The organism is Nocardia sp. CNY236 (assembly GCF_000482385.1).
Taxonomy (GTDB): domain Bacteria; phylum Actinomycetota; class Actinomycetes; order Mycobacteriales; family Mycobacteriaceae; genus Nocardia.
In genome coordinates this window covers 263,466-283,581 of record NZ_KI519393.1, presented here as the reverse complement: position 1 = coordinate 283,581, position 20,116 = coordinate 263,466, and the positions used below count along the sequence as shown (strand labels likewise).

Below are 20,116 nucleotides of genomic sequence, written 5' to 3'. Positions count from 1 at the left end.
CGGGAAGGTGGATCGGCGTGCGTTGCCCGCACCGGTGTTCGAAGCGACGGTTTTCCGTGCCCCCAGTACACCGTTGGAGCGTACGGTTGCCGAGGTGTTCGCAGAGGTGCTCGACATGGGGGGCGAGGGTCGGGTCGGCATGGATGACGACTTCTTCGCGTTGGGTGGTAGCTCGTTGATCGCGGTGCGTGCGGTCAGTAGGTTGCGTGTGGTGACCGGCGCCCAGGTGCGAGTGCAGTGGTTCTTCACCGATTCGACTCCGGCGGCATTGTCGGCCCGAATTCTCGCGGTGTTGTCCGATGAGCACGATTACGACCTGGATTCGAATGCCGCGCTCAGTGTGCTGCTACCGATCCGGACACGGGTGCCCCACGATACGGTCGCGGCCCAGCCGCTGTTCTGTCTGCACCCGATGTACGGGCTGTCGTGGTGTTATGCGGGTTTGGTGCGCTACGTGCCGGCGAGTACGCCCATCTTCGGTCTGCAGTCGCCGGCACTGGCCGAAGAGGACTATCTGCCGGGGTCGCTGACGGAGTTGGTGCGCCGCTATGTCGCCGAGATCCGTGCGGTGCAGTCACACGGGCCTTACCGGCTTCTCGGCTGGTCGCTCGGCGGTGTGCTGGCGCATGCGGTGGCGACCGAGTTGCAGGCCATGGGCGAGGAGGTCGGGCTGCTGGCCATACTCGACAGCAAACCGAACCCTGACATCACGAACTTCCACACCGCGATCCGTGAAGCATTGGCAGAGATCGGCATCCCCGCGCATGCTTTGCCCGAAGGGGAGGCCCATGACTTGAGTGAGGAGGCGCTCGCAGCGCTGCACGCGACGATCCCACCGGATATGGCGGTGCTGACGCCGGAACGGGTGCGTCGGATCTACCGCGGCGCGGTGCGCTCGGTGGAAGTGGCCGCGGAGTATCGGGCGGGACTGTTTCGTGGTCATGTCCACTACTTCAGCGCGGTTGGCCATGACGACGCGGCGGCCAGCTGGCAACCATATGTGACCGGAGGAGTTCACGATCATCCTGTCGGGGTCACCCACGAGCTGATGACCTCTCCGGAAGCGCTGGCAACGATCGGTCCACGGATACACGAACTGCTCGACACCGGCCACCCCGACACGACACAGCGTCCGTACACTCCCGACCGAACCGAATCCAGTCGGGCATGATGGGCTACAACACGGTAACGGTATGCCATATTGTCACGACTAGATAGGTCGTATGGACATGCTCCATGGCACCCACTGTCCACTCGTGGGAATGCACAGCGATCTCGAGAAGAAGCGAAGGTGTGAAATTGAGACGTCGACAGAACCGGCGCGGTGGTCTGCGTGCCGTTGCCGCGGTTGCGGCAACCGCTGTGCTCACGGGATTGATGACCGGTCTCGGCGCGTCCCCGGCGACCGCCGACCCGATCATCGACTCTCAGGCCCTGTTGGGGAACCCGACCGCGCCGGACGGTTCGCGTATCACCAAGGCCCAGTATGTGGACGCACGTAGCATCCGTCTGCACGTGTACTCGGCAGCCATGGACCAGAATGTCATCATCGACGTTCAGCGGCCGGCGGACGCGTCCGTACCGCGTCCGACGTTGTATCTGCTCAACGGCGCGGGCGGTGGCGAAGACAGCGCTTCTTGGCAGGCGAGGACCGATGCGCTGGATTTCTTGTCCGATAAGGACGTCAATGTGATCCAGCCGATCGGCGGCAAATGGAGTTACTACACGGACTGGATCAAAGATGATCCAGTGCTCGGCCGCAACAAGTGGAAGACTTTCTTCACCGAAGAGTTGCCGCCGCTGGTCGATGGCGCGTTGGGCACCAATGGTGTGAACGCGATCGCGGGTCTTTCCACCTCTGGTACGACGGTGCTGTCCCTCCCGATCGCCAAGCCGGGCCTGTATCGCGCCGCGGCAGCCTACAGCGGATGTGCCCAGACCAGCGACCCGGTCGGTTCGGAGTTCGTCAAGCTGACCGTCGAGACGTGGGGCGGCGGAGACACCATGAACATGTGGGGTCCCGAGGGGTCGGAGGAATGGATCGCGAACGATCCGTATGTGAACGCCGAAGGACTACGCGGGCTCGGGCTCTATATCTCCACCGGCAACGGCCTGCCCGGTCAGTACGACACGCTCGATGGCGAGTACGCCCTCCCCGGAGCGTACGGCCTGGCGAACCAGATCGTCATCGGGGGTGTGATCGAAGCGGGCACCAACTATTGCACCCACAACTTGCGCCGGCGATTGGACCAGTTGGGTATCCCGGCAACCTACAACTTCCGACCCTCGGGTACTCACTCATGGGGCTACTGGCGCGACGAGTTCCAGCGCTCCTGGCCGGTGCTCGCCCAGGGCCTCGGTCTCTGAACCTGCCCAGTCGGTGGCCTGTGAATCTGCCGGTCGGCGACGCAATAGGACGGGAGGCAATCGGACGGGAGCCCTCGCGCCGGCAGGTCTCCCGTTCCGGTTCGGTGCGCGGTCAGACCCAGTTCTCGATCCAGTACTTCCAGATCAACGGTGCGTAGGCCTCCAGAGGCGGCACCGTGATGTCGGTACCGGCCAATGTCGCGGAGGTGTGTCGGCAATCGAACCAGCAGCCGAATTCGCTGTGTTCGAGAACATCCAGCGCAACGCCCACTCGGGTGAACAACCAGTTGGCCCCAGGTACCCGCACCACCATATCGAGGGTGCGTTTGGGCATGACTTCGACCAGGTGCGGCGCCCCGGCCTCGTCGGCGAACAGATTCAATGCCTCGACTGCTCGCTGCCGGCGCGGGTCGACCAAGTGATAGGTGGTCTTGTCCGGATCCGACCGATGAGCGATGTGGTCCAGTGCCCGGGCGACGAAGTCGACCGGGACCATATTGGTCTCGCCGAGTTTGGGTGTCAACACCGGCAGAACCCTGGGCAGTTGTGCTCCCATGCGTAGCAGCCGGAAGAAGTGGTACGGGCCGTCGATCCGGTCGATTTCTCCGGTCCTGGAATGTCCGATCACGATCGATGGTCGATAGATGCGCCATCGCAGAGACGACTCCCGTACGATTCGCTCGGCCTCGAACTTGGCTCGCTGCATGGGCGTGGCCAAGGCTTGGCCACGATCGAACATCTGCTCGGTGAACAGACCCTCACTGGAACCGGCCACCTCCACCGTCGACACGTGATGTAAGAGACCTGCCCGTAGCTCCTGGGCGACTTCGATCACGTGTCTCGTTCCGCCGCCCCGCTCGATCACGTCGTAGCTGGCCGCCAGATGGAAGACGTGATCGATGCGGCTGCGGTGCCGAGCCAGCCACGCCGGGTCGATACCCAGCCCAGGGGAGCCGAGATCACCGCGTACCGGACGGACGCGGTCGCCGCCCGCCCATTCCTGTGCACAGCACGCGAACCGGTCGGCCGAAATACTGCCCGGCCGTACCATGACGTGAATATCGCCCTCGCGCTTGAGTAGCTCGGGGATGAGGAACCGACCGATGAACCCAGTTGCCCCGGTAACCAGGTAAGTCATAGCAGATCAACATAGTCTCCTGTCGATCGGTCCGTTGCGTCGGGCCGGCTAGTGAGCGAAGATGACGTGCGTTTGGTCGGCGTCGTGTGGGCGGTCGGTCGGTGACCTTCGCCCTACGCTGGATTCAGCGGATACCGGTTTGTCCGAGTGATGGGCGGTGCGCGAATTGTGGTTAACTTAGGCGATGTCGCCCAGCGCCGCAGAACGGAGAAGTGCATGGTCGCGGATCGCAGTGAGGTCGATCTCGCTGCCGCGCAGCCCAGCCCGCGCAGTCGGGCAGCCGCCCCTGCTGTGCGGCGTCGTCCCAAGGATCGTAAGGTGCGGATCATGCGGGCGGCGGCGCGTGCGTTCAGTGAGCGGGGGTACTACCCGGTCGGTGTGGACCAGATAGCCGCCGAGGTGGGGATCTCCGGTCCTGCGCTGTATCGCCATTTCACCAACAAGTACGCGCTGTTGGTGGCGGTTGCCGAGGAGGGGGCGCGGCAGTTGTTGGCTGTCGCTCGGACTGCCGACGACCCTCAGTTGGACCCAGCGCGACGGCTGGATGCGGTGATCCGCGCGATCGGCCAGCACAACATCGAGTTCCGTCGAGAGGCCGGCTTGTATCGCTGGGAGCGCCGCTATCTCGAGCGTGACGACCGGATTCGAATCAAAAAGATCTACGACGACATCAACCACACTCTCGCGGTGCCGATCGCCTTGCTCCGGACGACCGCGTCTCCGACGGATGTGGCGATGTTGTCCGCGGGCGTGCTCAGTGCGAGTGCCAGCATTGCCGCGCACCGCACAGCGCTGTCGAGCGCCAGACTTCTTCCGTTGCTGCACGACATGTCCTGGGCGGTGTTGCGCACCGAGTTGCCCGCCGCACCTACCGAACCCGCTACCGCTATGCCGAGGCGCGGCGTCCCGGTGACTTCGAAGCGCGAACAGTTGCTCACCGAAGCGATCCGGATCTTCGGCCGGCAGGGCTACCACGAGGCGAGCATCGACGAGATCGGCGCTGCGGTCGGCATCAACGCCTCCAGCGTGTACCGGTACTTCCCTAGCAAAGCCGACCTGCTCGCCGCCGCGTTCTATCGCACTGGCGACCGGCTGGCCATCGCGATCACCGAAGCGTTGGCCGAGGCAAGTAGCCGGCAAGACGCGGTGCGACGCTGGGCCGACCGGTATGCCAGGCTGAGCTTCGCAATGCCGGAGATCATGCCGGTCTACTATGCCGAGTTCAGCAATCTGCCCCAAGCCGAGCAACACACTCTGCGGGCCATTCAGCGACAGAACGTGCTCGAATGGGCCAACCTACTCGACGGGGACCCAGTGGAGGCGCGCTTTCGAGTGCACGCCGCCATCGGCCAGGTGATCGACGTGGGCAGGCTGATTCGGTTCGATACGAGGCCCGAACAGGTGGCTCGGGTCGAGGCATTGATGGAGTCGGTGCTGCTGGGCTGAGCAGCCCGTCACGGGCGGCGCCCGTGACGGATGCGAAAGATCCGCCGTGCCAAGCGCAGCCGGCGTGGGCGTCGGTCGAAGGTGGACAGGTTCACCGGCGCTTGGTACCGCTTGCGGGCTATGGCCAGGGTCCGACTGAACTCCCGCAACCCCTGGTCGCCGTTGCGATGACCCTGTCCATACTCGCCGACACCGCCGAAAGGCAGTGCCGGGGTGCCGGCGTAGGGAGTCGAGGCGTTGATGGTCACCACCCCGACATGCAGGTGTTCGGCGAATACCTCGATCGCGCGCACGTCTCTGGTGAACACCGATACCGCGACATCGGTGCCGATCGCGTTGATCCGCGCAGCAGCATCGTCCATGTTCGCGACTTTGTTCACAATCAGCACCGGTCCGATGCACTCTCTGGTGATCGCAATACTGTGCTCCGGCACTTCGGTCAGCACAATTGGCTCGATATACGGCTCGCGGATCGAGTCCAGGCCGCCGAGTACTGGGCGACCGCCACGGGCCACCGCGTCACGCACTTGTCTGCGTACGACGTCGACCTGCGACTCCATGATCATCGGACCGTAGGAGGCCCTCCGATCGGCGCCTGGTCGCAGCCTGCGGGCCTGATACACGACCAGTTCCAGGAACCGCTCGTACACCGACGTGGCGACGTAGGCACGCTGAATCCCCGTCGCGTTCTGTCCGGCATCGGCCATCGCCCCGAACACCGCGGCCTCGGCGGCATCCTCGAGCTTCGCGTCCACGTGTACGACCATGCTGCCTCTGCCACTGCGTTCGACGACCACCGGCGTCGTCTGTTGTGCGCATGCTGCTATCACAGCGCGGGCGCCGGCGTTCGAGCCGGCGTAGGCGATCTTGTCGACAGCTGCGCGGCACAATGCCGTGCTGGTCGCGGTATCACCGGTGATCGCCTGCAGGACGGGTTGGTTCGGTGCGAGCCTCGACCAACTGTCGGCCAACCACATCCCTACGCCGGTCGTCAGTTCGTGCGGTTTGAACACGACAGCGTTGCCCGCTGCCATCGCGTAGGCAATCGAACCCATCGGGGTGGACACGGGGTTGTTCCACGGCCCGAGTACCCCGACCACACCGAGAGGAAGGTAGCCGACTGTTGCCCGCTGGTTTCGAGTGAGCCAGGTGGAATCGAGGTGTCGGCGCCCCAATGCGCGGGCCGCATTGCGCGCAGCCCAGTCCAAATTCTCCACCGCGAGCATCACTTCGATCACGGCATCCGCCTCTGGCTTCCCGGTCTCTTCACACAGCAACGCAACCAATTCTTGCGAGCGCAGAGCGATGTCGCGCTTCCAGTCCAGCAGCCAGCGTTTGCGAGTGTGGAACCCCAGATCTGTCCACCAGCGTCTAGCGGAACGGGCGGTACGCACCGCGCGGTTCAATTCTTGGGCGCTCGTGCGGACATAGCTGCCGACGACCTCGCCGGTACGCGGATCGTAGGAGGTCAAGACGTCGGCATCGCCCGGGCGTTCCAGAGGCGCTGCAGACGGCGGCGGTATGGACTCGGCCATGATCACCTCTCGCAGGTTCGAACCGATGTGCGGACCGCTCCGCGGGGCCGGGCCGCTCCGAGTGCCGGGCCGCTCCGAGTGCCGGGCCGCGGACGAGTGAGAGTGTTTCCCCGCAATGCAGACTATGGTTTGGCGCAGCGGGCCGACAAGGCTCGGACGCCGGTCGTTGGATCATGCGGCCTCACGCACCAGCGTCGATCCCGAAAGCGACGGAATCGCAGCAAGGAATTGTGAGTAAAGACACACTTGGCGCGCTACGAGTCGGTTTCGGGAGCGGAGCTGGTCGAGCCGATCGGCACGGTGGGTAACATCACCCCGAGTGCGACAGATCACCAACCCAGGTGCATCGTGCGCTCGGGCGACTGTGTCGCCGCACCGGCCGATAGTGGAGAGTTGATGCCGAGTTCCAACCATGCGGGTTCCAGCCGTGCAGATCTACCTGTAGGGGAGGCAGCAGTCCGGGTAGCGGACATTCGCAAATCATTCGGAGACGTGCATGCGCTGCAGGGTGTCAGCTTTGTTGCTGAACGCGCCAGTGTCCTCGGCATTCTCGGCCCGAACGGTGCGGGTAAGACGACCACGGTGAAGATCCTCTCCACGCTGTTGCGCCCCGACTCCGGCGCCGCCGTCGTCGCTGGGCACGACGTGCGTGAGGACCCGGCAGGTGTACGCCGATCGATCATGATGACCGGGCAATATGCCGCGTTGGACGAGAATCTGTCAGGAAGAGAGAACCTGGAGCTGTTCGGTCGGCTGATGGGCTTGGGCAAGATGGCCGCCCGAAGGCGAGCCGATGTGCTCCTCGAAGAGTTCGACCTGGTGAGCGCAGGTCGTCGTGCAGTACGTAACTATTCGGGTGGCATGCGTCGTCGGGTCGATATCGCCTGCGGTCTCGTGGTAAGACCCGAGGTCGTGTTCCTCGACGAGCCGACAACCGGCCTGGACCCCCGCAGTCGGCAGGGTGTCTGGGATCTGGTGAATGCGCTGAAGGCCCAGGGCATCACGGTGCTGCTGACCACCCAATACCTTGAGGAAGCGGATGTACTCAGTGACAACATCATTGTGATCGACAAAGGCACGGTGATCGCGGAGGGGACAGCCGACGAACTCAAGGAAAAGACCGGCGGCAGCTACTGCGAAGTGGTCCCGATGGATCCGACGATGCTGCGTACCGCTGCACTCGCACTCGGCGACCTGGTGCCGCCCGCAGTGCTTGCGGAACTCGACCGCGGCGACCGGTTGTCCATCCCCGCGCCGGACGGTGCGGTGACGCTCACCGAAGCGCTGCGCAGGCTCGACAGCGCAGGCGTCGACCTGGCCGACATAGCGTTACGCCGCCCTTCGCTGGACGATGTGTTCTTGTCCATCACCGGCCACTCGGGCGGTCGCGCGTGACCGCTGTGACCGCCCTACCGGAGAGCGCAAAGGCCGGCCCCGCGACGCTGTTCGCCGAACTACCGGCGGCTCGAGTGTCGTCGCTCGCGCAATGGTGGGCACTGACCAGTCGCATCGTGCACACCATGGCGGTCAAGGGCGAGTTGGTCGCGGCAGTAGTCACTCCGCTCGTATTCACGGTCGGCTTCTACCTCCCACTGCGATTCGTGATGAACTTTCAGGGCATCGACTACGCCCAATACGTCATGCCGATCATCGTGTTACAGACCATGGCTTTCACCATGATGTCGAATGCTCAGCTGGCTGCGTTCGAGGCCCTGACCGGGCTGAGTACCCGACTGCAGGCCATGCCCATCGGGGCGGTGGTCCCGTTGGGCGCGCGTCTCAGCGCTGGGTTGGTGCGGTCGATCACCTCGCTCACCGCGGCAGTGCTCTTCGGTCACCTCATCGGATTCCGCTTCTCGGCAGGCTGGGTCCAAGCGGCGCTGTTCTGCGTGTTCGCTCTGGCCGTCGGCACGGTGCTCGCGATCGGAGCCGATGCGCTGGGCAACATCACCAAGAACCCGGAGTCGCTGAGTCAGGCGCTGACCTTGCCGACATTGATTTTCGGCATGCTCTCCTGCGGTTTCGTGCCCGAGCATAATTTTCCGGAGTGGATCCGGCCCTTCGTGCGTAACCAGCCGATTTCCCAGTTCTCGTTCGCACTGCGCGATATGGCAGCCGACGGCGTTGCTTGGGACGTGTTGTGGGTACCGCTGGCATGGTCGATCGGGTTGGCTGTGGCGTTCATACCCTTGGCTATCTGGGCGAGTGTGAGGCGGTCATGAGTTCTGTGGAGACAACGATGGCGCCGGCCGTCGGCGCGGCGCAGGGGCTGGGGCCATCTGCTTTGCCCCAGGTGATCGCGCGCCGTGAGGGATCCGTTCACAACTGGGCAACCCAGAGCCTGATCCACTGCAAACGACTGCTGTTGGTAGCGGCAAGGGATCCAGCGACGACGATCCAGACATTGGTCTACCCGGCGCTGACCTTGTTGATGTTCAACATCGTGCTGGGCAAACCGATCGCGGCTTTCACCGGCCAGCCCAGCATTTTCGGACAGGTAGCGCTGTTGACTCTCGTGTCGGCGATGTCTGGCGCAGTGGTGAGTGCGTTGAGATTCAAGACCGATAAGCACTCCGGCTTGCTCGGTCGATTCTGGACCATGCCGATTCATCGGGCGGCGGGGTTGACCGGGCGTCTGCTGGCGGAGGTAGTGCGGGTACTCGTCACGACGCTGTTCGTGATCGGTGTGGGACTCGTGATGGGATTCCGATTTCACCAAGGCCCGGTCGCCGCCGTGGTGCTGGTCGGTATCCCGGTGTTGTTCGGATTGGCTTTCGCGGTGATGGTCACCGCCTTGGCCACCATCACCGAGGGGGTGATGTTGGTGAATGTCATCGGCATTGTCAACACATTGCTGATGTTCTTCAACACCGGCTTCGTCCCGGCCTACGCGTATCCGTCGTGGCTGCGGGCAACAGTCGAAAACCAGCCGATGAGCTGCGCTATCGATGCCGTCCGGGGGCTGTCCTACGGAGGGGGCGTCGCGGAACCGATGCTGAAAACCGTCGCCTGGACCCTGGGCATCGTGATCGTGTTCGGCTACCCCGCGATCCGCGGCTATCGCCGGGCCGCCGAAACCGGCGGGTGATCGCGCGAATGGGCGAATCCTCTCCGGCAAAGTGCGTCGGATATCGGTTATTAAGCCGGATTTGGGCTATGGGCGTGGTTCCGAGGTCGTTGCCGGATCGATCTCATAGTTCAGCCAGCGGTTGCGGTTGGTCCAGCCCACCAGGTCGTAGCGCCAGCGGAACGGCCAGGTGTGGGCAACGGTGTCGAACAATACAGCGCCCAGACCGGCATAGTCGTCGCGCGCGGACAACAGTGCGCGTTGGCCCCTAGGCGAGGACGCGAAGAATGCGTCGAACATTGCGGCCGACTGTTCGGTGGTGAGTCTGCCAAGACCGTAGAGACCGCGCATGCGCATCCAGTACACCGCCCGTGCGGGTAGCGACCACATGTCGATGATCGGATCGCGTCCGCGCTGCAGCGCACCGACCGCAGTGTCGACCAGTGCCAGGGAATCGGCGACACTGTAACCGGTGCACGGGTGCATCGCACCCCCGCGTGAGCCGAACGCAATCGGCCCCGCCCCTCCTTTCGGCGGTGGCGGTTGGTCGAGTGGGTAGTGCGCCGCCTCGCATGGTTCTGTTCCAGTCAGCTGGATGCCGTGTGCGGTGAGGCGGGTGAGCAGGCGCTTGCGCAGCTCGTGCTGTGGCATTCCGCCACGCAGGCCGAGGCTGGTCTCCTCGAAGATCACTGTGCCGTCACCGATCGGCACCGCATACAGGAACGACGGCGGCTCGGTGGGACCTGCCCCGTTCTCCGGCCGCCAGTCCAACAGCAAGCCCTCGTTCCCGGCGATCATCGGCGCTGCGTTGCCTTCGTCTACGAAGACACCATGCGCGCTGGCTGCGCGGCGCCGGCCGGGGCCGGGTAGGCCGCGAGTATCGAGTACCGCGGTCGCATCGAACACCCTTCCGTCGGTCAGCGTGACCTGGTGGGCCGTCAACTGGGCGGCACGGCCCTCGACCACGACGGCGCCGTCGACGGGAAGTGCGTCACGCAGGCCGTGTTTGGACAACACGCAGTAGGGCCGATCGATGCGCCGCCGTACGGTCGTCCAAATCGTCGGCGCCGGGATCGTCGTCGCGATAGCGGTTGCCGGCAGCCACGCCGGCAATTCATCCAGCCAGCAAGAATAGGTGGGTGGCCACAGCCGATCCGGCCGTGGGTCGATCGCGGTAACCGAGAGCCCGGCGCACAGTGCACGGTGGGCGAGCGCGCGTCCAGCGGGACCCAGTCCGACTACGCACAGATCGCTTTCCCGGTCTCGACTGACAGCCATCAAGGCATTCAAACCGCTCGACGGCCCGCACCGCAACCGGTCCCGTTTCGGCAGCCGACCTTGCGCATCTGGACAAGGTACGCGCCGGGTGCTTCGCCAGTCCCGGTGTTCGGTACTCCCTGATCGCGAGTCGCAACGATATGTCGATCACACCGCGGGACAACGCTTACTCGTGGGACTATCGCTTGCTCGCGGGACTATTCGGGGTAACCCAGATGGTGATCTCGGCGTGCACGACTTCCACGCCGAGACCGTCGTAGACCGATACCGGTATCACCAGGTCATAGCCCGCGGTGATGGTGGCGAAATCGGGGCGCTCGGGCAGCTTCGCCACCGCGCGCAGGCTGGTTTCGCCCTTGGCCAGATACTGGACGCTCATCGCCTTCGGAATCCAGCGATGTGTCGTTGGAATCGTCGCCTCGCTCAGCATGCCCATCGCGACCTCGGCCAGATTGCACGCGGCGATGACGTGGAACGTGCCGAGATGATTGAGGACACCGAACCACTTCGGTGAGGTCACCTCACACAATTCCGGTTCGAGCCGGGCCACCTTCGGTAGCACGGTGGCGAAGTAGGGCACCCGAGCCATCAACCCCACGTCGAACAGAGCACGGCCCAGGCGATTGTGCGCCAGCGTTTTCCAGTGGCGGTATGTCGCGGTTTCTGTCGTCACCTCGAGTATCTTACTCATGGGTAAGTTGTCTGCCCGATCGTTCGGCGGTGGCGGCGCCATAGGGGGTGACCAGCTGACGAGCCGGGTGGCGGCGGCGACTACTCCGCCCGCGGGTGGCTGATTTGAACTGGCCATGGGTGTCGGGCATACTGTTCGGGTTGCCTTGCGCTGGGCTGTGCTCGTTTCGGGGAAGTGAGGACCGGTCGGCGCGAGGGTACTCCAACGTGTGCCTCGCCGTTCAGGCGTGGGCACGTCCGGGACGAGGTTCCCGGCCCGAAAGTGCTGTGCTGATCCGGGCCGAGGAATGAGCGGCTAGGCGACACGCCCGACCGCGTGTACCGGAGAACCATGACAGATGAACAGCGGCGAGGATCGGGCCTGTCCGATCGTGGTCTCGGCTGAGACGTCTTCGTGTGTTCGGGCTGTGCAAAAGAGGGTGGTCGCGACGGTTTGGCGTAGCCGGCTTTCGGACCACGAAGGAAAGCGGAGAAAAGGACACTTAGCGTGGCGGGACAAAAGATCCGCATCAGGCTCAAGGCCTACGACCACGAGGCGATCGACGCGTCGGCGCGCAAGATCGTCGAGACGGTGACCCGTACCGGGGCGCGCGTCGTCGGCCCGGTGCCGTTGCCGACCGAGAAGAACGTGTACTGCGTCATCCGTTCGCCGCACAAGTACAAGGACTCACGCGAGCACTTCGAGATGCGTACACACAAGCGCCTGATCGACATCCTCGACCCGACGCCGAAAACGGTGGACGCGCTCATGCGCATCGACCTGCCGGCCAGCGTCGACGTCAACATCCAGTGACGGGGACTCGAGATATGACTGACAACAAGAACCGGCCGGCCGCCGGCATCCTGGGTACCAAGCTCGGTATGACCCAGGTCTTCGACGACAAGAACCGCGTCGTTCCCGTGACCGTCGTGAAGGCCGGTCCCAACGTGGTCACCCAGATTCGCACCGTGGAGCGCGACGGCTACAGCGCCGTTCAACTCGCGTTCGGCGCCATCGACCCGCGCAAAGTGACCAAGCCGGTCTCCGGTCACTTCGCCAAGGCCGGCGTCACCCCGCGCCGGCACATCGCCGAGCTGCGCGTCGCGGATGCCTCCACCTTCGAGGTCGGCCAGGAGATCAACGCCGACGTGTTCGAAGAGGGCGGCTACGTCGATGTCACCGGTACCAGCAAGGGCAAGGGCTATGCGGGCACCATGAAGCGCCACGGCTTCGGTGGTCAGGGCGCCTCGCATGGTGCGCAGGCGGTCCACCGTCGCCCGGGCTCGATCGGCGGCTGCGCCACGCCGGGACGTGTGTTCAAGGGCATGCGCATGTCGGGGCGGATGGGTAACGACCGAGTCACTACGCAGAACCTGTCGGTCCACAAGGTGGATGCCGAGAACGGTCTGTTGCTGATCAAGGGAGCGATCCCGGGTCGCAAAGGCGGCGTCGTGATCGTCAAGAGCGCCGTGAAGGGTGGTGCGCACGCATGACCAGCGCCGCAGTGAACACGAAGAAGTCGGACACCGCCACGCAGTCGGCGAATCTCACGCTGCCGGTCAAGGAGATCGGTGGCAAGACCAACGGTTCGGTCGACCTCCCGGCGGAGATCTTCGATGTCGCCGCCAATATCCCGCTGATGCACCAGGTGGTCGTCGCTCAGCTGGCCGCGAGCCGTCAGGGCACCCACTCGACCAAGACCCGCGGACAGGTGTCCGGCGGTGGCCGCAAGCCCTACCGGCAGAAGGGCACCGGTCGTGCCCGGCAGGGTTCGACCCGCGCGCCGCAGTTCGTCGGCGGCGGTACCGTCCACGGCCCGCAGCCGCGCGACTACAGTCAGCGGCTACCCAAGAAGATGAAGGTCGCTGCCCTGCGCAGCGCCCTGTCGGATCGAGCGCGCAACGAACGGATCCACGTGATCACCGAACTGGTGGCCGGGCGTACTCCGTCCACCAAGACGGCCAAGAGCTTCCTGTCCGAACTGTCGGACCGTAAGAAATTCCTGGTCGTGGTCGGTCGAGAGGACGTTGCCGCGTGGAAGAGCGTGGCGAACTTGCCGAACGTACACCCGATCGCTCCGGATCAGCTCAACACCTACGACGTCCTCGACAGCGACGATGTGGTCTTCAGCGTGGAGGCGCTCGACACGTTCGTGCACGGCCCCACGGAGTCCGCGCAGGACGCCGTGGCGATCGCACAGGAGGAGAGCAAGTGACCACCATCGCCGATCCCCGCGACATACTGCTGGCCCCGGTCATCTCCGAGAAGTCCTACGGACTGATCGAGGAAGGCACTTATACCTTCCTGGTGCATCCGGACTCGAACAAGACGCAGATCAAGATCGCCGTGGAGAAGGTCTTCGGGGTGAAGGTGACCGGCGTCAACACCGCCAACCGTCAGGGCAAGCGCAAGCGGACCCGCTTCGGTTACGGCAAGCGCAAGAGCACCAAGCGCGCGCTCGTGACCATCTCGGCCGACAGCAAGCCCATCGAGATCTTCGGAGGCCCGGTCGCATAAGCGCCGGGGACTCCAGAAAGCAGAGAAGAACTCATGGCAATCCGTAAGTACAAGCCGACAACGCCGGGCCGTCGTGGCGCCAGCGTCTCGGACTTCGCCGAGATCACCCGGTCGACACCGGAGAAATCGCTGCTGCGCCCGTTGTCCAAGTCGGGTGGTCGAAATGCCCACGGTCGGATCACCACCCGCCACCGCGGCGGCGGCCACAAGCGTGCCTACCGGCTGATCGACTTCCGTCGTCTGGACAAGGACGGGGTGCCGGCCAAGGTCGCGCACATCGAGTACGACCCGAACCGGACGGCGAACATCGCGTTGTTGCACTACCTCGACGGCGAAAAGCGCTACATCATCGCGCCCAAGGGAGTGGCGCAGGGCACCCGCATCGAGTCCGGTCCGACGGCCGACATCAAGCCGGGCAACAACCTGCCGCTGCGAAACATCCCCACGGGTACCACGATCCACGCGGTGGAGTTGCGCCCCGGTGGTGGCGCCAAGCTGGCCCGCTCCGCGGGTATGAGCATCCAGTTGCTGGGTAAGGAGGGTCCGCACGCCACGTTGCGTATGCCTTCCGGTGAGATCCGCCGCGTCGACGTGCGCTGCCGCGCGACGGTCGGCGAGGTCGGCAATGCCGAGCAGTCGAACATCAACTGGGGTAAAGCCGGACGGATGCGGTGGAAGGGCCGCCGCCCCACGGTCCGTGGTGTCGTCATGAACCCGGTCGACCACCCGCACGGTGGTGGTGAGGGCAAGACCTCGGGCGGTCGTCATCCGGTTTCCCCTTGGGGCCAGCCTGAAGGCCGCACCCGCAAACCCAACCGTCCGAGCGACAAGCTCATCGTCCGCCGCCGTAAGACCGGCAAGAAGCGCTGAAGGAGGAGGTAAACCATGCCACGTAGCCTCAAGAAAGGCCCGTTCGTCGACGTCCACCTCCTCCAGAAGGTGGACGTGCAGAACGAGAAGGGCAGCAAGCAGGTCATCAAGACCTGGTCGCGCCGCTCGACCATCATTCCCGATTTCATCGGTCACACCTTTGCGGTGCACGATGGCCGCAAGCATGTGCCGGTATTCGTCACCGAGTCCATGGTCGGGCACAAACTCGGTGAGTTCGCGCAGACCAGGACGTTCAGAAGCCACGTCAAGGAAGACCGGAAGAGCAAGCGGCGATGACCGATACCAACACGACGGTGCAGAATCCGACTGCGCGCGCGACCGCCAAGCACGTTCGCGTCACGCCCATGAAGGCACGCCGGGTCGTGGACCTGGTCCGTGGCAAGCGCGTCGACGACGCCCTCGCGCTGCTGAAGTTTGCCCCGCAGTCCGCGAGCGAGCCGGTCGCCAAGGTCGTCGCCAGCGCCGCGGCCAACGCCGAGAACAACCTCGGTCTGAACCCGGCCACGCTGGTCATCTCGACGGCCTACGTCGACGAGGGCGCGACCCTGAAGCGGTTCCAGCCGCGCGCCCAGGGTCGTGCGTTCCGCATCCGCAAGCGCACCAGCCACATCACCATCGAGGTCGAGAGCATCCCCACTTCCGGTGGATCCACTCGCAGCCGCCGGAAGGGAGGGGCAAAGTAAATGGGACAGAAGATCAACCCCCATGGCTTCCGCCTCGGTATCACCACCGACTGGAAGTCGCGTTGGTACGCGGACAAGCAGTACGCGGACTACGTGAAGGAAGACGTCGCCGTTCGGCGACTGCTGGCCACCGGCATGGAGCGCGCGGGTATTTCCAAAGTCGAAATCGAGCGCACCCGTGACCGGCTGCGTGTGGACATCCACACCGCTCGTCCCGGCATTGTGATCGGCCGCCGCGGCGCGGAGGCGGATCGCATTCGGGCAGAGCTGGAAAAGCTCACCGGCAAGCAGGTTCAGCTGAACATTCTCGAGGTCAAGAACCCCGAGTCGGACGCTCAGCTGGTTGCCCAGGCTGTGGCCGAGCAGCTGTCCAACCGGGTTGCGTTCCGGCGTGCGATGCGTAAGGCGATTCAGTCGGCTATGCGTTCGCCGAACGTCAAGGGAATCCGGGTGCAGTGCTCGGGTCGCCTCGGTGGCGCCGAGATGTCGCGCTCGGAGTTCTACCGCGAGGGTCGGGTGCCGCTGCATACGCTGCGCGCCGACATCGACTACGGCCTCTACGAGGCCAAGACGACCTTCGGTCGTATCGGCGTGAAGGTCTGGATCTACAAGGGTGACATCGTCGGTGGTAAACGCGAACTGACCGCCGCGGCCGCCGCGCCCGAGCGTCCGCGCCGGGAGCGCCCGAGCCGCCCGCGTCGGTCCGGTTCGACCGGTACCACGGCGACCAGCACCGAGGCTGGACGCGCGGCCACCGCGGTGGCCGACGCTCCAGCAGAGAAACAGGAGGGCTGACGCATGCTGATGCCTCGAAAGGTGAAGTACCGCAAGCAGCATCACCCGAGTCGTTCCGGCATGTCCAAGGGCGGCACGTCGGTGTCGTTCGGTGATTACGGCATCCAGGCATTGGAGCCGGCCTATGTGACCAACCGGCAGATCGAGTCGGCGCGTATCGCGATGACCCGACACGTTCGCCGTGGCGGCAAGATCTGGATCAATATCTACCCGGATCGCCCGCTGACCAAGAAGCCGGCGGAGACCCGGATGGGTTCGGGTAAGGGCTCGCCGGAGTGGTGGGTGGCGAATGTGAAGCCCGGCCGGGTGATGTTCGAGATGAGCTTCCCGAACGAGCAGATTGCTCGGGAGGCGCTGCGCCGTGCGATGCACAAGCTGCCGATGAAGTGCAGGATCGTGACCAGGGAGGAGCAGTTCTGATGGCTAGCGGAACACCGGCCGCAGAGCTCCGCGAGCTCACCGAAGAAGAGTTGGTGGCCCGACTGCGCGACTCCAAGGAAGAGCTGTTCAACCTGCGCTTCCAGATGGCGACGGGTCAGCTGGACAACAACCGTCGTCTGCGCGTTGTCCGTCACGAGATCGCGCGCATCTACACGGTCATGCGTGAGCGTGAGCTCGGTCTGGCCACCGGACCCGCTGACAAGGGAGATGCGGCATGAGCGAGAAGGCGAATCAGGCGCGTGGCAGCCGCAAGGCGCGAATCGGCTACGTCGTCTCGGACAAGATGAACAAGACCATTGTGGTCGAGCTCGAAGACCGGGTGAAGCACCCCCTCTACGGCAAGATCATTCGCACCACCTCGAAGGTGAAGGCGCACGACGAGAACGAGATCGCCGGCGTTGGCGACCGCGTTGCGCTGATGGAGACCCGCCCGCTGTCGGCGTCCAAGCGCTGGCGATTGGTCGAGGTCCTGGAGAAGGCCAAGTAGGCCTGTCGTCGACCTACCCGAGGCCGCCCCACCGGAGATCCGGTCGGGCGGCCTCGGCCGTGTTTCGGGGCTGTCCCGTCGTCACCAGGGGTACATCGGTCGGTGATCCGGCGCGATACATCCGATCAGGTCAGGGTGATGTGCCAGACGACCGCAGCGGCCAGCGCGCCGGCGCCGTTGAGCGACCAATGCAGCGCGATCGGCGCGAGCAGACTTCCGGTTCGGTGGCGTAGCCAGGTGAACACCACACCGGCCGCGGCGGTCGCGGCGACCACCAGAAGGACTCCGGCCACTCGTCCGGCGAGGTCGCCGCCGATCATGTCGCTGAGTCCACGATTGCTGGTGGTGAGACCGAGTGACGAGGCGATATGCCAGAGTCCGAACAGCAGCGAGCCCGCGGCGAAAACGCCACGGGCTCCATACGCTCGGTGGAGTGTGCCGTGTAGCACACCACGGAAGGCCAACTCCTCCGGAATGACGGTCTGGAGGGGGATCACGATCATCGAGGCGATCAGCGCTCCGGAAATGGTCGCGTACCGATCTGCGAGGAAGAACGGTTGCGTGAGGGGAAGTGCCGCGCCGACGGCGACGATCGCGAGAACCACCCCGACTGCGCCCAGCGCATAGAGTGAACCGCGTCGCCAGTGCCGCGGTGACAGACCCAGCTCCGACCAGCCGAGGCCGCGGCTGCGCATCATCGCGAGCAGCGCTGCGGCGGCGACCGGCACGGTGACGATACTGGCCCATGCCGTGGTGAAGTGCGCGATGAGATTCGTGCCCGCCAAGACGACGACAACAACGACGACATCGATGTAGGCGTGTATCCGGTGGCGTGACGGGGGTGTAGCCGGGTCCTGCTCGAACATCGGGGCCAGTCTACGGATCGGTGGAAGTGGGTCCATGTGTCGGTGCGTCGCCAGCGACTGGACCACCCGTGTACCCGGCCGCGGAGACCGTGGCCCAGCCGTCCGGATCGTGCCAAGCCTGCAGCGTGCGCGTGCTGTCGAAGCGGCGCGGTTGCCGGGTTATCGGGTCGGTGAAGCCGAGTGAGGCCGCCAGCAACTGCAGTGGCTTGCCGAAGTCGTCGACCGGCTTGTCGGTGATGGTGGGATAGAAGTTGTCACCGAGGATCGGTATGCCGAGGCTGTTCATGTGCAGCCGCAGTTGATGGGTCCGCCCGGTGAGTGGGCGCAGCAGGTAGCGTCCGAGCCCGTCGCGGTGTGCGAGCAATTCGATCTCGGTTTCCGCATTGGGCTCTCCGGGCACTTCCCGGGCTGCGAGTACCTGCTTGTCCTTCACGATCCGGCTGCGCACCACGCGTGGTAGTTCGAGATCGGGGTCGTAGCGTGCGATGGCCTCGTACTCTTTGCGAACTGCGCGTCGGTGGAACAACGTCTGGTATGCCCCACGCCGAGCCGGATCGACCACGAACAGCACCAAGCCTGCGGTGGCTCGGTCCAAGCGGTGTGCCGGGACCAGGTCGGGCAGGTCGAGTTCCCGGCGTAGCCGTACCAGAGCGGTTTGCAGGATATGTCTGCCGCGAGGGATGGTCGCCAGAAAGTGCGGCTTGTCCGCCACCAATAGCACGGTGTCGCGGTGCACGACGGTGATGTCGAACGGCACCGGGGTTTCGTCGGGTAGGTCGCGGTGGAACCAGACCGCGCCACCTGGTACGAACTGGGTTTCCGGTGTGATCGGGCCGTCGAGGTCGACGATTCCGCCCGTCCGTAGCAGCTCGTCGATCCGGGCGGGTGCAACCATCGGTAGGCGCTCCACCAGATGGTCTCGAACGGTTTCCCACTCGCCCTGCTCCGGTAGACGTAGCCGGGCGGGGTCCAGCCCGTGTCGCTTCGGTAGAGGTGGTTTCTGGCGCCTTCTCATCGGTATCGACCCTAGCCCTCCGGTATCGACCCTAGCCCCACCAGGACTACAGCCCCACCAGGACTACCCACAGGTCGCGACAGCGGCGCTCGCCCAGGGCGGGTGTGGGCAGACCGTAGGGTTCGGCGTGGGTCGCCCACACCCGGGTGTTGGCGGGTGTGAGCCTACTTCCAGTAGGCCCGGTACTTCAGCTGAGGCTTCGGCAGTTTGTGTGCGTGCTTGAACGTCTTGACGATCGAGCGTGTGGTGTGTCCATCGCAGGAAACCCAGGCGTATGCGTCGACGGGGCAGGTGATCTGTTGCGCCTGTTCCCGCAACAGGCGGCCGTTGTCGACGCGCTGCAGCCAGGTGACCCGATGGTGAGGTTTGTTGCGCACCGGCAGCTCGCGGTCGGATTCGTACTGCCATTCCAACCAGACCCGAGCCGGGACGTCGCCGATGGCTTCGAGCAGTGAATTGATCGCTGGCAGCGAGGCGGTGTCACCGAAGATCAGGTATTCGCTCGGCGTGTCCACCGGTAGTGCATAGTCGGAGCCGAGCACCGATGCGTCGATCTCGTCCCCGATCTTCGCCCGTTGTGCCCATGAGCTGGCCGGACCTGTGTGGAGGGCGAACTCGATATAGAAGTGGTCATCGATCGGATTCTGGTCGATGACCGTGTATGCACGATGATGCAGTTTGTCGGTCTGCGCATCGGGAATCCACAACCGAACGAATTGGGTGGGATGCATCGGGTGGTCGGTGAGCAGCCCATCCCCTGTGAACCCGATTCGTTGGTATCGGTCGGTGATCGCCTCGATCGACGTCACCCGCAGTCGGTAGTCGTCGGCGCGCCACATCTTCAAGATGACGCCGTCTGTCCCTCTTCCCATGCGAATAAGGTTAGCCTAACTTATCGAACTGTGCTGTGTGGCGCGCCG

General features: G+C 64.5%; 24 protein-coding genes. 17 read left to right on the top strand and 7 right to left on the bottom strand.

The features are described from left to right. Positions 1–1,171, top strand: a 1,171-nt coding sequence (locus tag K940_RS30015) for a thioesterase domain-containing protein (protein WP_231390484.1), incomplete at its 5' end; no start/stop codon positions are given. A gap of 206 nt (positions 1,172–1,377) precedes the next feature. Then, complete coding sequence (locus tag K940_RS0122925) at positions 1,378–2,367, top strand: alpha/beta hydrolase family protein (protein WP_028479382.1); 990 nt, start codon at positions 1,378–1,380, stop codon at positions 2,365–2,367. Positions 2,368–2,479: 112 nt separating this feature from the next. On the opposite strand, the gene K940_RS0122920 is transcribed toward K940_RS0122925, so the two are convergent. Next, the gene (locus K940_RS0122920; RefSeq protein WP_028479381.1) at positions 2,480–3,505 is read right to left on the bottom strand and encodes an SDR family oxidoreductase; all 1,026 of its coding nucleotides are present in this window, start codon (positions 3,503–3,505) and stop codon (positions 2,480–2,482) included. Positions 3,506–3,721: 216 nt separating this feature from the next. Between K940_RS0122920 and K940_RS0122915 the strand changes: the two genes are divergently transcribed. Then, positions 3,722–4,951 (top strand): TetR/AcrR family transcriptional regulator, encoded by a 1,230-nt coding sequence (locus K940_RS0122915; protein ID WP_028479380.1) that lies wholly within the window; start codon positions 3,722–3,724, stop codon positions 4,949–4,951. Positions 4,952–4,959: 8 nt separating this feature from the next. On the opposite strand, the gene K940_RS0122910 is transcribed toward K940_RS0122915, so the two are convergent. Then, positions 4,960–6,486 (bottom strand): aldehyde dehydrogenase family protein, encoded by a 1,527-nt coding sequence (locus K940_RS0122910; RefSeq protein WP_028479379.1) that lies wholly within the window; start codon positions 6,484–6,486, stop codon positions 4,960–4,962. 396 nt (positions 6,487–6,882) lie between these two features. On the opposite strand from K940_RS0122910, the gene K940_RS0122905 reads away from it, so the two are divergent. From K940_RS0122905 to K940_RS0122895, 3 genes are read left to right on the top strand one after another with little or no spacing between them, the layout of a single operon-like run. Further along, positions 6,883–7,881, top strand: a complete 999-nt coding sequence (locus K940_RS0122905; RefSeq protein ID WP_028479378.1) for a daunorubicin resistance protein DrrA family ABC transporter ATP-binding protein — start codon at positions 6,883–6,885, stop codon at positions 7,879–7,881. 5 nt (positions 7,882–7,886) lie between these two features. Beyond that, a complete protein-coding gene (locus K940_RS0122900; RefSeq protein WP_028479377.1) occupies positions 7,887–8,708 on the top strand; it encodes an ABC transporter permease in 822 nt (273 codons plus the stop codon). Beyond that, positions 8,705–9,574 (top strand): ABC transporter permease, encoded by an 870-nt coding sequence (locus tag K940_RS0122895; protein WP_028479376.1) that lies wholly within the window; start codon positions 8,705–8,707, stop codon positions 9,572–9,574. Before K940_RS0122900 ends, K940_RS0122895 begins: the two co-directional genes overlap by 4 nt. 66 nt (positions 9,575–9,640) lie before the next feature. Here the strand turns inward: K940_RS0122895 and K940_RS0122890 are convergent, their stop codons facing one another. Both K940_RS0122890 and K940_RS0122885 read right to left on the bottom strand, forming a co-directional pair. After that, positions 9,641–10,831 (bottom strand): lycopene cyclase family protein, encoded by a 1,191-nt coding sequence (locus K940_RS0122890; RefSeq protein WP_028479375.1) that lies wholly within the window; start codon positions 10,829–10,831, stop codon positions 9,641–9,643. Between the two features lie 178 nt (positions 10,832–11,009). Beyond that, positions 11,010–11,504: a hotdog fold domain-containing protein gene (locus tag K940_RS0122885; RefSeq protein ID WP_028479374.1), complete on the bottom strand. Its 495-nt coding sequence runs from the start codon at positions 11,502–11,504 to the stop codon at positions 11,010–11,012. Positions 11,505–12,008: 504 nt separating this feature from the next. On the opposite strand from K940_RS0122885, the gene rpsJ reads away from it, so the two are divergent. From rpsJ to rpsQ, 11 genes are read left to right on the top strand one after another with little or no spacing between them, the layout of a single operon-like run. After that, complete coding sequence (gene rpsJ, locus K940_RS0122880; RefSeq protein ID WP_003938093.1) at positions 12,009–12,314, top strand: 30S ribosomal protein S10; 306 nt, start codon at positions 12,009–12,011, stop codon at positions 12,312–12,314. A gap of 14 nt (positions 12,315–12,328) precedes the next feature. Beyond that, entirely contained in the window at positions 12,329–12,994 is a 666-nt protein-coding gene (gene rplC / locus K940_RS0122875) for a 50S ribosomal protein L3 (protein ID WP_028479373.1), read from the top strand. Next, the gene (gene rplD, locus K940_RS0122870; RefSeq protein ID WP_051407463.1) at positions 12,991–13,716 is read left to right on the top strand and encodes a 50S ribosomal protein L4; all 726 of its coding nucleotides are present in this window, start codon (positions 12,991–12,993) and stop codon (positions 13,714–13,716) included. Before rplC ends, rplD begins: the two co-directional genes overlap by 4 nt. Further along, positions 13,713–14,018, top strand: a complete 306-nt coding sequence (gene rplW, locus K940_RS0122865) for a 50S ribosomal protein L23 (RefSeq protein ID WP_028479371.1) — start codon at positions 13,713–13,715, stop codon at positions 14,016–14,018. Before rplD ends, rplW begins: the two co-directional genes overlap by 4 nt. Positions 14,019–14,051: 33 nt before the next feature. Then, entirely contained in the window at positions 14,052–14,888 is an 837-nt protein-coding gene (gene rplB / locus K940_RS0122860; protein WP_028479370.1) for a 50S ribosomal protein L2, read from the top strand. Between the two features lie 15 nt (positions 14,889–14,903). Continuing rightward, on the top strand, positions 14,904–15,185 hold the full coding sequence (gene rpsS / locus K940_RS0122855; RefSeq protein ID WP_028479369.1) for a 30S ribosomal protein S19: 282 nt from the start codon (positions 14,904–14,906) through the stop codon (positions 15,183–15,185). Beyond that, the gene (gene rplV / locus K940_RS0122850) at positions 15,182–15,592 is read left to right on the top strand and encodes a 50S ribosomal protein L22 (RefSeq protein ID WP_028479368.1); all 411 of its coding nucleotides are present in this window, start codon (positions 15,182–15,184) and stop codon (positions 15,590–15,592) included. Before rpsS ends, rplV begins: the two co-directional genes overlap by 4 nt. Next, the gene (gene rpsC / locus K940_RS0122845) at positions 15,593–16,387 is read left to right on the top strand and encodes a 30S ribosomal protein S3 (RefSeq protein WP_028479367.1); all 795 of its coding nucleotides are present in this window, start codon (positions 15,593–15,595) and stop codon (positions 16,385–16,387) included. A 3-nt stretch (positions 16,388–16,390) separates the two neighbouring features. Continuing rightward, entirely contained in the window at positions 16,391–16,807 is a 417-nt protein-coding gene (rplP, locus tag K940_RS0122840; RefSeq protein WP_028479366.1) for a 50S ribosomal protein L16, read from the top strand. After that, on the top strand, positions 16,807–17,046 hold the full coding sequence (gene rpmC, locus K940_RS0122835) for a 50S ribosomal protein L29 (protein ID WP_028479365.1): 240 nt from the start codon (positions 16,807–16,809) through the stop codon (positions 17,044–17,046). Before rplP ends, rpmC begins: the two co-directional genes overlap by 1 nt. Further along, a complete protein-coding gene (gene rpsQ, locus K940_RS0122830; RefSeq protein ID WP_028479364.1) occupies positions 17,043–17,315 on the top strand; it encodes a 30S ribosomal protein S17 in 273 nt (90 codons plus the stop codon). The genes rpmC and rpsQ overlap by 4 nt, the downstream gene beginning before the upstream one ends. Before the next feature lie 125 nt (positions 17,316–17,440). Here the strand turns inward: rpsQ and K940_RS0122825 are convergent, their stop codons facing one another. The 3 genes from K940_RS0122825 to K940_RS0122815 all read right to left on the bottom strand — a co-directional run bounded on the left by K940_RS0122825 (position 17,441) and on the right by K940_RS0122815 (position 20,068). Continuing rightward, positions 17,441–18,181: a CPBP family intramembrane glutamic endopeptidase gene (locus K940_RS0122825; protein ID WP_028479363.1), complete on the bottom strand. Its 741-nt coding sequence runs from the start codon at positions 18,179–18,181 to the stop codon at positions 17,441–17,443. A 10-nt stretch (positions 18,182–18,191) separates the two neighbouring features. Next, the gene (locus K940_RS30010) at positions 18,192–19,196 is read right to left on the bottom strand and encodes an RluA family pseudouridine synthase (protein ID WP_081706568.1); all 1,005 of its coding nucleotides are present in this window, start codon (positions 19,194–19,196) and stop codon (positions 18,192–18,194) included. Between the two features lie 164 nt (positions 19,197–19,360). Further along, positions 19,361–20,068, bottom strand: coding sequence for a siderophore-interacting protein (locus K940_RS0122815; protein ID WP_028479362.1), 708 nt, complete (start codon positions 20,066–20,068; stop codon positions 19,361–19,363). Positions 20,069–20,116 lie beyond the last annotated feature (48 nt).

Bases quoted from the DNA above. Each gene is read 5' to 3' on its own strand.
- K940_RS0122925 (WP_028479382.1), top strand. From the start codon at position 1,378: ATGACCGGTCTCGGCGCGTCCCCGGCGACCGCCGACCCGATCATCGAC.
- K940_RS0122920 (WP_028479381.1), bottom strand. From the start codon at position 3,505: ATGACTTACCTGGTTACCGGGGCAACTGGGTTCATCGGTCGGTTCCTC.
- K940_RS0122915 (WP_028479380.1), top strand. From the start codon at position 3,722: ATGGTCGCGGATCGCAGTGAGGTCGATCTCGCTGCCGCGCAGCCCAGC.
- K940_RS0122910 (WP_028479379.1), bottom strand. From the start codon at position 6,486: ATGGCCGAGTCCATACCGCCGCCGTCTGCAGCGCCTCTGGAACGCCCG.
- K940_RS0122905 (WP_028479378.1), top strand. From the start codon at position 6,883: ATGCCGAGTTCCAACCATGCGGGTTCCAGCCGTGCAGATCTACCTGTA.
- K940_RS0122895 (WP_028479376.1), top strand. From the start codon at position 8,705: ATGAGTTCTGTGGAGACAACGATGGCGCCGGCCGTCGGCGCGGCGCAG.
- K940_RS0122890 (WP_028479375.1), bottom strand. From the start codon at position 10,831: ATGGCTGTCAGTCGAGACCGGGAAAGCGATCTGTGCGTAGTCGGACTG.
- rplC (WP_028479373.1), top strand. From the start codon at position 12,329: ATGACTGACAACAAGAACCGGCCGGCCGCCGGCATCCTGGGTACCAAG.
- rplD (WP_051407463.1), top strand. From the start codon at position 12,991: ATGACCAGCGCCGCAGTGAACACGAAGAAGTCGGACACCGCCACGCAG.
- rplB (WP_028479370.1), top strand. From the start codon at position 14,052: ATGGCAATCCGTAAGTACAAGCCGACAACGCCGGGCCGTCGTGGCGCC.
- rpsS (WP_028479369.1), top strand. From the start codon at position 14,904: ATGCCACGTAGCCTCAAGAAAGGCCCGTTCGTCGACGTCCACCTCCTC.
- rplV (WP_028479368.1), top strand. From the start codon at position 15,182: ATGACCGATACCAACACGACGGTGCAGAATCCGACTGCGCGCGCGACC.
- rpsC (WP_028479367.1), top strand. From the start codon at position 15,593: ATGGGACAGAAGATCAACCCCCATGGCTTCCGCCTCGGTATCACCACC.
- rplP (WP_028479366.1), top strand. From the start codon at position 16,391: ATGCTGATGCCTCGAAAGGTGAAGTACCGCAAGCAGCATCACCCGAGT.
- rpmC (WP_028479365.1), top strand. From the start codon at position 16,807: ATGGCTAGCGGAACACCGGCCGCAGAGCTCCGCGAGCTCACCGAAGAA.
- rpsQ (WP_028479364.1), top strand. From the start codon at position 17,043: ATGAGCGAGAAGGCGAATCAGGCGCGTGGCAGCCGCAAGGCGCGAATC.
- K940_RS0122825 (WP_028479363.1), bottom strand. From the start codon at position 18,181: ATGTTCGAGCAGGACCCGGCTACACCCCCGTCACGCCACCGGATACAC.
- K940_RS30010 (WP_081706568.1), bottom strand. From the start codon at position 19,196: ATGAGAAGGCGCCAGAAACCACCTCTACCGAAGCGACACGGGCTGGAC.
- K940_RS0122815 (WP_028479362.1), bottom strand. From the start codon at position 20,068: ATGGGAAGAGGGACAGACGGCGTCATCTTGAAGATGTGGCGCGCCGAC.